The 13348-nt window shown below is 66.6% G+C and carries 10 protein-coding genes; 9 read left to right on the forward strand and 1 reads right to left on the reverse strand.

Annotated elements, in window-relative coordinates; translation table 11 throughout:
* Positions 1-6: 6 nt before the first annotated feature.
* Together ASF80_RS06495 and ASF80_RS06500 are read left to right on the forward strand one after the other, a co-directional pair.
* Complete coding sequence (locus ASF80_RS06495; RefSeq protein ID WP_056309046.1) at positions 7-417, forward strand: RidA family protein; 411 nt, start codon at positions 7-9, stop codon at positions 415-417.
* A gap of 94 nt (positions 418-511) precedes the next feature.
* A complete protein-coding gene (locus ASF80_RS06500; RefSeq protein WP_056309048.1) occupies positions 512-2038 on the forward strand; it encodes a L,D-transpeptidase family protein in 1527 nt (508 codons plus the stop codon).
* A gap of 179 nt (positions 2039-2217) precedes the next feature.
* On the opposite strand, the gene ASF80_RS06505 is transcribed toward ASF80_RS06500, so the two are convergent.
* Positions 2218-4437: an NADP-dependent isocitrate dehydrogenase gene (locus tag ASF80_RS06505; protein WP_056311874.1), complete on the reverse strand. Its 2220-nt coding sequence runs from the start codon at positions 4435-4437 to the stop codon at positions 2218-2220.
* Positions 4438-4618: 181 nt separating this feature from the next.
* Here ASF80_RS06505 and ASF80_RS06510 point away from each other — a divergent pair, with 181 nt between their 5' ends.
* From ASF80_RS06510 to ASF80_RS06540, 7 genes are all read left to right on the forward strand, one after another.
* Complete coding sequence (locus ASF80_RS06510; protein WP_056309050.1) at positions 4619-5077, forward strand: GNAT family N-acetyltransferase; 459 nt, start codon at positions 4619-4621, stop codon at positions 5075-5077.
* A gap of 207 nt (positions 5078-5284) precedes the next feature.
* The gene (locus ASF80_RS06515) at positions 5285-6298 is read left to right on the forward strand and encodes a LacI family DNA-binding transcriptional regulator (protein ID WP_056309052.1); all 1014 of its coding nucleotides are present in this window, start codon (positions 5285-5287) and stop codon (positions 6296-6298) included.
* Positions 6299-6422: 124 nt separating this feature from the next.
* Positions 6423-7730, forward strand: a complete 1308-nt coding sequence (locus tag ASF80_RS06520; protein WP_056309053.1) for an ABC transporter substrate-binding protein — start codon at positions 6423-6425, stop codon at positions 7728-7730.
* Positions 7731-7788: 58 nt separating this feature from the next.
* Positions 7789-8754, forward strand: coding sequence for a carbohydrate ABC transporter permease (locus tag ASF80_RS06525; protein ID WP_157521077.1), 966 nt, complete (start codon positions 7789-7791; stop codon positions 8752-8754).
* The gene (locus tag ASF80_RS06530) at positions 8754-9641 is read left to right on the forward strand and encodes a carbohydrate ABC transporter permease (protein ID WP_082488207.1); all 888 of its coding nucleotides are present in this window, start codon (positions 8754-8756) and stop codon (positions 9639-9641) included. Before ASF80_RS06525 ends, ASF80_RS06530 begins: the two co-directional genes overlap by 1 nt.
* Complete coding sequence (gene yicI, locus ASF80_RS06535) at positions 9641-11875, forward strand: alpha-xylosidase (RefSeq protein ID WP_056309055.1); 2235 nt, start codon at positions 9641-9643, stop codon at positions 11873-11875. The genes ASF80_RS06530 and yicI overlap by 1 nt, the downstream gene beginning before the upstream one ends.
* The gene (locus ASF80_RS06540) at positions 11872-13305 is read left to right on the forward strand and encodes a GH1 family beta-glucosidase (RefSeq protein ID WP_056309058.1); all 1434 of its coding nucleotides are present in this window, start codon (positions 11872-11874) and stop codon (positions 13303-13305) included. Before yicI ends, ASF80_RS06540 begins: the two co-directional genes overlap by 4 nt.
* The last annotated feature ends 43 nt before the right edge of the window (positions 13306-13348 follow it).

The following is a 13348-nucleotide window of genomic DNA, read 5'->3' on the forward strand; positions in this document are numbered from 1 at the left end:
GGTCACATGACTGCGAAGATCCGCGTTTCGACCGACGCCGCCCCCGCTCCCGCCCACACGTTCTCCCAGGGCATCCGCAAGGGTCCGATCGTGCAGGTCTCCGGTCAGGGGCCCGTCGACCCCCGGACCAACGAGTACCTCTTCCCCGGCGACGTCGCAGCGCAGACCACCCGCACCCTCGAGAACGTCAAGGCGATCGTCGAGGCCTCCGGCGCCACGTTCGACGACGTCGTGATGCTGCGCGTGTACCTCACCAAGCGCGAGGACTTCTCGATCATGAACGATGCGTACGGCGAGTTCGTCACGGCCCACACCACCAGCGGCGTGCCGCTGCCCTCACGGACCACGGTCTTCACCGGTCTGCCCCGCGAAGAGATGCTGGTCGAGATCGACGGGCTCGCTGTCGTCACGGACTGATCGACGCGGGGATTCGCCCCGACCTGTGGACCGTTGCCTCCCCGTTACCTGCGATCGCGTAGCATATCGCTAAGGACACGTGAGAAACCGGGGGGTGAAGTTCGTGACCGATCTGATCTCAGCGCAGGATGCGAAGACCGAGAAGCTGACCGAGGCGACCGCCTCCGGCGACCGGCCCCCCGTTGACGCGCCCACGCACTCCGGCGACGATACGCCCACCGACTCGATGCCGCCGAACGGCGGTGACCCTGAGCTCGCCTGGGCACCCATCGAACCCGCTCCCAAGAAGAAGCGCCTCGGCCTGTGGATCGGTCTCGGGGTCGGCGTCCTCGCGCTCGGCGCGGGTGCTGCGTCGATGATCCTGATCGCACCGGGAACGACGGTCGCGGGGATCCCCGTGGGCTGGCTGACCCCCGGCGCCGCGGCGGACACCATCCAGGCGCACGTCTCGCAGACCGAGATCACGCTGACCGGAGCAGGCGACGACGCCGTGCTCACCGGGGCAGACCTGGGCGCCACGATCGATGCGACCGCTCTCGCCGACCAGGCTTTCGCCGAACGACCGCTCTGGAATGTGAGCATGTGGATGGGCGACCCCGTCCCCGCCGAGATCACCCTCGACCCGGCGAAGGCGGACTCCGCACTGCGTGAGGCTGTGCCGTCGAGCTTCGAAGACCCCCTGGACGCCGGCGTCGTGTTCGACGCGGCGACAGGCGCCTACGTCATCACGCCGTCCGCCACCGGCACCGCCGTCGACGTCGACGCACTCGCTGCGGCGATGGTCGACACCATCGCCGACGGCGGCAGCAGCCTCGAGTTCCCGGGCGACCCCGCCGAGGCGGCACCGGCTGTCACCGATGAGGACGCGACGACCGTCGCGACATCGCTGAACACGATGCTCGGCACCATCGGCTTCTACATCGGCGAAGAGCGCACCGTCCCGGTGGATGCCGCGACCGCCTCGACCTGGTTCTCGGTCGTCGACGAAGACGGCGAGCTTCGCATCGTCGCCGACGAGACGGCGATCCAGGCCACGATCGCCGGGCTCCCCGCCGCGGTCGACCGCGCTCCCGTCAACGCCACGAACATCGTCGACTCCGCGGGCAAGATCCTCCGCACCGAGTCCGAGGGCATCAACGGACGTGCGATCGGCGACACGTCGAACCTCGCCTCCGAGGCCGCATCGAAGCTGGAGGCCGGAGACGGCGTCATCCCGATCACGGTCTCCGAGACCCCGTTCGAGTCCGTCAACCTGGTTCGAAAGATCGATGTCGATCTGGGTTCTCAGACGGCGACTCTCATCGAGAACGGCGCCGTCGTGCGCTCCTGGAAGATCTCGTCGGGCAAGAGTGCGACGCCCACGGACACCGGGAACTTCAAGGTGTACGCGCACGTGCGGATGCAGACGATGAAGAGCCGTGAACCGGACGGCTCGATCACCGAGACGCCGAACGTCCCGTGGGTCACGTACTTCAACGGCGACGAAGGCTTCCACGGCACGTACTGGCACAACGCCTTCGGATCCCCGCGCAGCCACGGCTGTGTGAACATGCCGATCGACGTCGCGAAGTTCGTGTACGAGTGGTCGCCGGTCGGCCTCGAGGTCTCGGTCCACAACTGATCGCCGTGCTCCGCTGAGCCGGAGAATCGGGTCTTCTCACCGTCGATGCGCGGTCGATGCTTCGTCGTGCGCGCTTCCCGGTGACCCGTCCAGCGCGTCTTCTGACACGGGTTCGCGTCTTCCCCGAGCAAGCGCAAGAAAGGGCCGGATGCTCGCGCATCCGGCCCTTTCTGCTGTCGTCAGCTCAGCGCGTCGACGATGCCGTTCAGCGTCGCGGACGGGCGCATGACGGCCGTCACGAGCGCGTCGTCGGGGCGGTAGTAGCCGCCGATCTCGACGGCCTTGCCCTGCACGGCGTTGAGCTCGGAGACGATCGTCTCCTCGTTCTCGGCGAGCGTCGCGGCGATCGGAGCGAACGCCGCTGCGAGGTCGGCATCCTTCGTCTGCGTCGCCAGCTCCTGCGCCCAGTACAGGCCGAGGTAGAAGTGGCTTCCGCGGTTGTCGATCGTGCCGAGTGCACGGCCCGGTGACCGGTCCTCTTCGAGGAAGGTTCCCGTTGCCGCATCCAGCGTCTCCGCGAGGACACGTGCCTTCTCGTTGCCGGTGCGGTCTGCGAAGTGCTCGAGCGACGCGGCGAGAGCGAAGAACTCGCCCAGCGAGTCCCAGCGCAGGTAGTTCTCCTCGACGAGCTGCTGCACGTGCTTGGGAGCGGAGCCGCCGGCGCCGGTCTCGAACAGGCCGCCACCCGCGAGAAGAGGCACGATCGAGAGCATCTTGGCACTCGTGCCGACCTCGAGGATCGGGAACAGGTCGGTGAGGTAGTCACGCAGCACGTTGCCCGTCACCGAGATGGTGTCGAGGCCGTGACGCATACGCGCGAGCGTGTAACGAGTGGCCTCCTCGGGGGCGAGGATCGTGATCGTCAGGCCCTTGATGTCGAGCGTGGCGAGTCCCTGGTGCACCTTGGCGATGATCTGCGCGTCGTGCGAACGGTTGGCGTCGAGCCAGAACACGGCAGGGTCGCCGGTCGCACGAGCACGGGAGACGGCCAGCCTGACCCAGTCCATGACGGGGATGTGCTTGGTCTGGGTCGCGCGCCAGATGTCGCCGGCGCCGACCTCGTGCTCGATCAGCACGGTGCCCTCGCTGTCGAGCACCTGGACGGTGCCGGCGGTTGCGATCTCGAACGTCTTGTCGTGGCTGCCGTACTCCTCGGCCGCCTGCGCCATCAGGCCCACGTTCGGGACCGTTCCGATGGTGGCGGGATCGAGCGGGCCGTTGGCGATCACGTCGTCGATGACCGCCTGGTAGACGCTCGCGTACGAGGAGTCGGGGATGACTGCGAGCGTGTCCGCCTCGCCGCCGTCCTTGCCCCACAGCTTGCCGCCGTTGCGCACGAGCGCGGGCATCGAGGCGTCGACGATCACGTCGCTCGGGACGTGCAGGTTCGTGGTGCCCTTGTCGGAGTTGACGTACGACAGACGCGGCCCCTCGGCGATGGCCTTGTCGAACGCGGGCGCGATGTCGTCGCCGCCGGCGATGTCGCCGAGACCCGCGAGGATCGATCCGAGGCCGTCGTTGGCGTTCAGGCCCGCAGCGGCGAGCTTGTCGCCGTACTGCGCGAACACGTCCTTGAAGAAGGCGCGCACGACGTGACCGAAGATGATCGGGTCGCTGACCTTCATCATCGTGGCCTTGAGGTGCACCGAATAGAGGACGTCGTCGTTCTTGGCCGTCTCCAGCGTCTCGGCGAGGAACGCGTCGAGGTGCGCGGCAGACAGGAACGTGGCGTCGATGATCTCGCGCGGCAGGACCTTGAGCCCCTCCTTGAGGACCGTCACGGTGCCGTCTGCGGCGGTGTGGCGGAAGCTCAGCACGTCGTCATGAGCGGCGACCCACGAGCGCTCGTTGTGCTTGAAGTCGTCGTGGCCGAGTGTGGCGACGCGCGTCTTCGAGCCCTCGGCGAAGGGCTTGTTGCGGTGCGGGTGCTTCTTGGCGTAGTTCTTCACAGCCAGAGGCGCACGGCGGTCGCTGTTGCCCTCACGGAGCACCGGGTTGACCGCGGATCCCTTGATGCGGTCGTAACGTGCGCGGACGTCCTTCTCCTCGAGCGAGGACGGCTCGTCCGGGAAGTCGGGGATGTCGTACCCCTGCGACTGCAGCTCGGCGATCGCGCCCTTGAGCTGCGGGATCGAGGCCGAGATGTTCGGGAGCTTGATGATGTTCGCCTCGGGCAGCGTGGCGAGGCCACCGAGCTCGGCGAGCGAATCGCCGACCTGCTGCTCGGGCGTGAGCTTCTGCGGGAACGCCGCGAGGATGCGGCCGCCGAGCGAGATGTCGCGGGTCTCGACCTCGATGCCCGCCTGACCCGTGTAGGCCTTGATGATCGGCAGGAAGGAGGCGGTGGCGAGAGCCGGAGCCTCGTCCGTGTAGGTGTAGATGATGGCGTCGTCGGTCACCAGGAGGTTCTCCGTTCGCGAGGGCATATTTGTCTCGATACCAAGATACCTGAGGCGCTCCCGACGTATGTCCGCCGACCTGTCGGGGCGCGCATCGACTTCCGGCATCGCACACTCGCCCACCCCTGACGAAAGTCGACGTTTCCGCACAGGTGACCACCGAAGGGGTTAGCCTGTGACTATGTCCGAACTGCGCATGGTCGAACTCTCCGCTGCGACGATCGTCGCCGTGAACAACCTGTCGCTCAAGCCCGGACAGGAGCAGTTCCTCGCTCCGGTGTCCTACGGCATCGCTGCGACCGTCATCAATCCGCAGACCTCCTGGCAGCGGGTCGTCCTCGACGGCGATCACGTCGTCGGGTTCGTCAGCGCCAACTTCGATGCGGAGGCTCCCGAGGAGCACTTCCGCTCGGTTCTCTGGCGTATCAACGTCGACGCCGAGGGCCAGGGCAAGGGTGTCGGGCGCTTCGCGGTCGAGAGCCTTCTCGAAGAGGCGCGTGCCCGCGACTTCGATCACGTCAACGTCATCTATGAGGCCGGAGAAGACGGCCCTGAGGCGTTCTTCCTCCGCGTCGGGTTCACCCCGGTCGGCGAGACCGAGTACTCGGAAGTCATCGCTCAGATCCGCATCACTTCGTAGACCGGCGGCGGGGTCTCGAATCCCCTCCCCCATCGAGGCTCCGTCGCCCTGTCCGGTCTATCCGTGGGAACGCTCCGCGCTGTCCGTCGTCAATTTGTTGCGAGCAACCACAAAAGTCTTGCTTTCGGTGGATGAGGGTGTCTATCATCGCTCCAGAGGCGTTAGCGAAACGCTTCGATGATTCACACACACGACGATGGAGTCCTGATGACGACGATCCACCAGGTGGCCGAGGCCGCCGGCGTATCGATCAGCACCGTCTCCTATGCGCTGAGCGGCAAGCGCCCGGTATCGGAGAAGACCCGACGCCGCATCGAAGACGCCGTGCAGACACTGGGCTACGAGCCTGATGCAGGTGCACGGATGCTCGCCGGACGGCGCACGAACATCTTCGGCCTGACCGAGCCGCTGCGCGCCGACACCCACGCACCGACACACATGGCCTTCGTGCTCGCGACCGCGGTCGCCGCCCGTCGCCGCGGGTACGACATCCTCCTGCTCACGGACGAGCAGGCGTCGGAGGGCATGAATCGCGTGGCCGCGAGCAACCTCGTCGATGCCATCCTCGTGCTCGACGTCGCGCCGGACGACGAGCGGGCCGACATCGCACGTTCGCTGCGCTCCCCCACGGTCTTCATCGGAATCCCTGACGAGGCAGACGGTCTCACGTGCGTCGACCTCGACTTCGAGGCCGCAGGGCACCTCGCCGTGGATCGACTCGCGGATGCCGGCCACACCGCTGTCACCCTGCTCGGGCAGACAGAGGTCTCCTACCGCAAATCGAACTTCCCCCGTCGCCTGCTGCGCGGAGTGCAGAGCCGCACGCGGGATCGGGGGCTGTCCCTCGAGTGGGCGACGACCGGAGTGACGACCACGGACGCGTCGGCCGTGCGCGCCACTGTCGGACACGCACTCGATCGAGGCGAGAGAGCCTTCATCGTCCACGCCGTCGGCGACGTGCACGAGGCGCTTCTCGAGACGCTCTCCGCCCGCGGATTGAGCGTCGGCGACGACGTCTCGGTGATCTCGGCGGCGGCGTCCTTCGACACCTCGGGTCTTCCTGTGCCGATCGACACAATCCCGCTCGTGCCGCAGCAGTCGTGCGAGCTCGCCGTCGATCTCGCCGTCCAGCACCTCGAAGCGCCGGGCATGCCCGCGCAGATCCACCTCATCCCTCCCGAATATCACTCCGCCGGTTCCGTGGCTCGCTCACGCGAGTGACCGCGGACGGAACAGACTTCCGCATCGCCGTCATCGAAACGCTTCGACGATGGCTTCCTCACAACTGAAAACCCGACCCACCGATGTGTCCGGCCTCAGGGCCACCGAGAAAGGAGTGCCGACGATGGCACGCAATATCCGCAGGACAAAGACGTTGGCGGCTCTCGCCGCCCTCACCGTGACCGGTATCGCGCTGAGCGGCTGCACCGCCGGATCGTCCGACGAGGGCGGCGACGGGCAGACCCTCAAGCTCTGGCACTACGAGGGCGCCGACAGCGCTATGGGCAAGGCATGGGCCGAAGCGATCACCATCTTCGAGGAGGAGACCGGCGCGACGGTCGAGTTCGAGGAGAAGTCGTTCGAGCAGATCCAGAAGACCGCCAGCCAGGTGCTCGACACCGACGCCGCACCCGACCTCATGGAGTTCAACAAGGGCAACGCGACAGCCGGCTTCCTCGCCTCCACAGGCCTGATCGCCGACATCTCGGATGCCGTCGACGAGTACGGCTGGGACGAGAAGCTCGCGCCGTCGCTGCAGACCACCGCGAAGTACTCGGAAGACGGAGTCATGGGCGGCGACACCTGGTTCGGCGTCCCGAACTACGGCGAGTTCGTCGGCGTCTACTACAACCAGGACGCCTTCGCGGCGGCGGGGCTCGAGATCCCCACCACGTACGAGGAGTTCGTCGACGTGCTCGACGCGTTCGTGGCGCAGGGCATCACGCCGCTGGCCGAGGCCGGAGCCGAGTACCCTCTCGGCCAGCTCTGGTATCAGCTCGCGCTGCTCGAGGGCGACCGCAGCTTCGTGGATTCGTACCAGCTCTACGACGGAGAGGTCGACTGGCAGGGCCCCGAGGTCACCGCGGCGACCGAGACTCTTCAGGAGTACATGGACAAGGGCTACATCGCCTCGGATGTGTCCTCCGTCAAGGCAGAAGACGCCGGCGTCTCGTTCATCAACGGCACCTCGCCGATCTTCGTGTCCGGTTCCTGGTGGTTCGGTCGCTTCGTCTCGGAGGCCACCGGCTTCGACTGGACCATGACGGCCTTCCCCGGGGCAGACCTGTCGCTCGGGTCGTCCGGCAACCTCTGGGTCGTCCCCGAGAATGCCGCGAACAAGGAACTCGCCTACGAGTTCATCGACATCACGATGCGCCCCGAGATCCAGGCGATCATCGGCAACAACGGCGGCCTGCCCGTTGCCGCTGACACCGCCGACATCACCGACGAGAAGAGCGCAGCCCTGATCGAGACGTTCAACGGCGTGCTCGATGCCGACGGGCTCTCGTTCTACCCGGACTGGCCCGCCCCGGGCTTCTACGACGTGATCGTGCAGCAGCTGCAGGGTCTGATCACCGGCTCGCAGGACGCCGAGACCACCAACAAGAACCTCGGCGAGCAGTACGACGAGGGCACCTCGGAATTCCGTTGATCCACTCGCGGGGGTGGCAGCCGCACGGCTCCGCCCCCGCATCCTCCTGGAGATGAAGATGTCACTCGTCACACGCCGCGAGGGCCGCACCAAGCTGCCGCCCGAAGAGCCGTCGATCCCGCAGCGCAGCGGCGGGACCGGGGCCTACTGGATGTACCTGCTTCCCGGCTTCGTGCTTCTGCTCGTCGTCGTGATCGTCCCGCTGATCTGGAACGTGTACCTGACCTTCACCAAGTGGAAGGGCGTGCGCACCCCGGAGTTCATCGGGCTCGAGAACTGGCAGAAGATCCTCACCGACAGCGACTTCTGGACGTCGTTCACGAACTCGGTGTGGATGATCCTCGCGATGGTCGTCGTCCCGACCATCGTGGGACTGATCGTCGCCGCTCTCCTCTTCGACGTCGTCGGGCGCAAGTTCGGCGGCAAGGTCGGCAGCTTCCTCCGTGCCACGTACTACCTCCCGCAGATCCTCCCCATCGCGGTCGCCGGCATCGTGATCGGCTGGATCGTCCGACCGGGCGGAGACGGAGCGCTCAACCAGATCCTCGCGTGGTTCGGCCTGCCCGCCTACGACTGGCTCGGCCAGATGCCCTCGGCCCTCATCGTGCTGATGGTCGTCATGGTGTGGGTGCAACTCGGCTACCCCGTCGTCGTCTTCATGGCGGCGTTGCAGCGGGTGGACCCCGAGCTCTACGAGGCCGCCGAGCTCGACGGGGCGAACTGGTTCCAGCGGTTCTCGTCGATCACGATGAGCATCATCCGCCCCGAGATCTTCGTCGTGACCCTCACCTGCACGATCGCCGCACTGAAGGTCTTCGGCCCCGTGTACATCATCACTCGCGGCGGCCCCGCCGGTGCGACGCTCGTCCCGGCCTATTACGCGTACCAGGAGTTCTTCACCAAGCGGAACGTGGGCTACGGCGCGACCATCGCGACGGTGCTGACCATCGTCGTGGTGATCGTGTCGATCATCTTCATCCGCGTCCAGAACTCCCTCGAGCGCAAGGAAAGGGCGGGTCTGTGATGCACGCCACCACCGCCATCGTCACCGGAAAGCCGTCCAAGACCCGCCCCCGCGGTGGGATGACGAAGAAGCGTCCGATCGACTGGCTGATGCTCGCGCTCGTCGTGATCGGCGCGCTCCTGGTCATCGCGCCCTTCTACCTCGTTCTCGTCAACTCGTTCAAATCGCCCGTCGACTATGCGACGTCCGGTCCCCTCGCCTTCCCGGAGACCCTGGACTTCGGGGGGATCGTCAAGTTCTGGGAGCGGGTGAACTTCCCCGAGAAGGTCTGGAACTCGCTCTTCATCGCGGGTGTCGTCTCGGTTCTCGCCGTCGTCATCTCGATGCTGAACGCCTTCGCCATCGGGATCGGCCGTGTCCGCGGGCGCAGCTGGATCGTGCTGCTGTTCCTGCTCGCGAACCTGCTGCCGCAGGAGGCGCTGCTCTACCCGCTGTACTACATGTTCAAATCCGTCGGCCTGTACGACAATGTGTGGTCGGTCATCATCGTCTTCACCGTGATCCAGGCGGCCTTCGGCACCTATCTGCTGTCGTCGGTGTACGGCACGTTCCCGAAGGAGATCCTCGAGGCCGCCTCGCTCGACGGCGCGAGCCGCTGGCAGATCCTCTGGCGCGTGGTCTTCCCCATCAGCCGCCCCACGCTGTCGGTGCTGCTCATCTTCTTCTTCATCTGGACGTGGAACGAGTTCCTGATCCCGCTGACGTTCCTCGCCTCGAACGCGAACCAGACGGTCCCCGTCGCGATCAGCGTGCTGCAGGGCGATCGACTGATGGACGTCACGACGACGAGTGCCTCGGCGCTCCTCGGCATCATTCCCACGCTCATCTTCTTCCTCATCTTCCAGCGCACCCTCACACGCGGCATCACGGCAGGAGCAGTCAAGTAATGAAGTTCACCGACGGGTTCTGGCAACTGCGTCCTGGCGTCACCGCGCTCTACGCGCAGGAGGCCTACGACATCGCCGAGACCGACGACACCCCCGACGGAGTCGGCATCGTCATCACGGCACCCACCATGGTCATCACGAAACGCGGTGACACCCTGAACCGACCGGTGCTGACGACGACGCTCTCCTCCCCCGCCGAAGGCGTCATCCGCGTGCGGGTCGCCCATCATGAGGGCGGCCGCTGGCACGGAGGCTTCGATCTTCCCGGTTCTGGTTCTGGGGCACCGACCGTGTCGATCACGGAATCCGGCGGCGTCATCGACGCCGGATCTCTCGTGGCACGGATCATCCCTGGGGCACCCTGGGATCTCGCCTTCGAGGTCGACGGGCGACGCGTCACCGGAAGCGGCCACAAGGCGCAGGGGTATGTACGTCTCGCACCCGGCGCGCAGGTGGACGCGGGGATCGTCGACAACGCACGACAGGGCGGAAGCACGCTGACCGGGTCGACGTTCATGCACGAGCAGCTCGATCTCGGGGTCGGCGAACTCGTGTACGGCCTCGGCGAGCGCTTCGGTCCGCTCGTGAAGAACGGCCAGTCGGTCGACATCTGGAACGCCGACGGCGGAACCTCCAGCGAGCAGGCGTACAAGAGCATCCCCTTCCATCTGTCGAACCGCGGCTTCGGCGTGCTGGTCAACGACCCCGGTCACGTCTCGTACGAGATCGGCTCGGAGTCCGTCGAGCGCGTGCAGTTCTCGGTCGCCGGCGAGGTTCTCGAGTACTTCGTCATCGCCGGCCCCACACCCAAGGACGTGCTCGGGCGCTACACGGCGCTCACGGGACGCCCTCCGGTCGTTCCTGCCTGGTCGTATGGGCTGTGGCTCTCGACGAGTTTCACGACCGATTACGACGAGCAGACCGTGACCTCGTTCATCGACGAGATGGCCGCGCGTGAGCTGCCCGTGTCGGTGTTCCACTTCGACTGCTTCTGGATGCGCGAGTTCCAGTGGTGCGACTTCGAATGGGACCCCCGGGTGTTCCCCGACCCGGAGGGCATGCTGTCTCGGCTGCACGACAAGGACCTGCGGGTCTGCGTGTGGATCAACCCGTACATCGCGCAGCGCTCACCCCTGTTCCGTGAGGCGGCTGATCAGGGATTCCTGGTCGAGCGGCCCGACGGCACCATCTGGCAGTGGGACCTCTGGCAGGCGGGCATGGGACTCGTCGACTTCACGAACCCGGCGGCGACGGCCTGGTACCAGGGGCACCTTCGTCGGCTGCTCGACCAGGGCGTCGACTGCTTCAAGACCGACTTCGGCGAGCGCATCCCCACGGAGGTCGTCTGGGCGGACGGCTCGGATCCCGAGCGGATGCACAACCTGTACACCGACCTGTACAACCGCGCGGTGCACGACGTGCTGACCGACGCACGCGGGGCGGACGATGCGGTGCTCTTCGCCCGCTCGGCGACGGCCGGCGGACAGAGCATGCCGGTGCACTGGGGCGGTGATTCGACCTCGACGTACACCTCGATGGCGGAGACGCTGCGAGGCGGACTCTCGCTCGCGTTGAGCGGCTTCGCGTTCTGGAGTCACGACATCGGCGGATTCGAGGGCACACCGGATGCCGGTGTGTTCAAGCGCTGGACGGCCTTCGGCCTGCTCGGCTCGCACTCGCGGTTCCACGGGTCGAGCTCGTACCGGGTTCCGTGGGCCTTCGATGAGGAGGCGGTCGACGTCACTCGGAGATTCACCCACCTCAAGATGCAGCTGATGCCCTACCTGTATCAGCAGGGCATCGATGCCTCACACACGGGCACCCCGTTGATGCGACCGATGCAGCTGGAGTTCCCGGATGATCCGGCGGTCGGCTACCTCGATCGGCAGTACATGCTCGGGTCGAGTCTGCTCGTCGCGCCGGTGTTCTCCGAAGACGGCGGTGTCGAGTTCTACCTGCCGGAGGGCGAATGGACATCGCTCCTCACGGGCGAGACCGTGACGGGCGGCGGATGGCGCCGTGAGACCCACGGCTTCGAATCGCTGCCGCTGTACGTGCGCCCGGGCACCGTCCTCCCGTGGGGTTCGCGCACCGACAAGCCCGATTACGACTATCACGAGGGTCTGACGCTGCGCGTCTTCCCCGGCGGAGAAGGCACAGCGACCGTGACCGTGACCGCGCCGGACGGAGAGTCGAAGACGTATTCTACCGACCTGTCGGAGGTGACCCGATGACGCTCCCCCACGCCGACGACTACCGCGGCACCGGTCTCCTGCTCCCTGAGGGATTCCTCTTGGGCTCGGCGACAGCGTCGTATCAGATCGAAGGAGCAGCAGGCGAGGACGGCCGGACGCCGTCGATCTGGGACACCTTCAGCCGAACACCCGGAAAGGTGTGGAACGGCGACACGGGTGACGTCGCGTGCGACCACTACCACCGCGTCGATCAGGACCTCGACCTCATGGCGAACCTGGGCCTCGAGGCCTACCGGTTCTCGATCGCCTGGCCGCGGATCGTGCCGGCGGCCGATGGGGCGGTGAACCAGGCGGGGATCGACTTCTACTCACGGCTCGTCGACGGGCTGCTCGAACGCGGAATCCGCCCGGTGGCCACCCTCTACCACTGGGATCTCCCGCAGTACCTCGAGGATGCCGGCGGGTGGACCTCGAGAGCCACGACCGACGCGTTCGAGCAGTACGCCTCGATCATGGGGACGGCGCTCGGCGACCGCGTGCAGACCTGGACGACGCTCAACGAGCCGTGGTGCTCGGCCTACCTGGGCTACGGTCAGGGAGGTCACGCGCCGGGGCGCAACGAACCGGCATCCGCTCTCGCCGCGGTCCATCATCTCAACCTCGCTCACGGGCGCGCGCTGCAGGCGCTGCGCGCCACGTCGACCGGCGACCCCGACTATTCGGTGACGCTCAACTTCCACGTGCTCCGCGGTCAGGGCGACGGGGCGGATGAGGCTGTGAGGCGCATCGACGCCCTGGCGAACCGGGCGTTCACACACCCGATGCTTCGCGGCGAGTACCCCGCGGACCTCCTCGATGACACGGCGTCGGTCACCGACTGGTCTTTCGTGCGCGACGGAGATCTCGCCGCGATCGATCAGCCGATCGACGTGCTGGGCGTGAACTACTACTCCACCGCGACAGTGCGGCTGTGGGACGGGATCACGGAGAAGCAGCAGAACGACGGCCACAAGGGCGCGGCAGGCGGAACGGCGTGGCCGGGAAGCGATCGGCTCGTGGAGTTCGTCGAGCAGCCGGGGCCGTACACGGCGATGGGCTGGAACATCGCACCCGAGGGGCTCGAGGAGCTGTTGGTCTCGCTGTCGGAGCAGTTCCCCGGGCAACCGCTGATGGTCACCGAGAACGGGGCCGCGTTCGAGGATGCGGTCGCCGACGACGGTTCGGTCCACGATCCCGAACGCACCGACTACCTGCGGCGGCACTTCACCGCCGCGCACCGTGCGCTCGAACGCGGTGTGGACCTGCGCGGCTACTTCGTGTGGTCGCTGCTTGACAACTTCGAGTGGGGGTACGGCTACGCCAAGAGGTTCGGCATCGTGAGGGTGGACTTCGACACGCTCGAGCGCACCGTGAAGGACTCCGGCCGCTGGTACCGAGAGCTGATCGCCTCACGCACGATCGGGGCCTGACCGCAGATCGGCAGAACGACCGCCGTCTCCCCGAAGGAGGCGG

Origin of the sequence: Microbacterium sp. Leaf159 (assembly GCF_001423615.1) — a bacterium.
Lineage (GTDB): Bacteria > Actinomycetota > Actinomycetes > Actinomycetales > Microbacteriaceae > Microbacterium.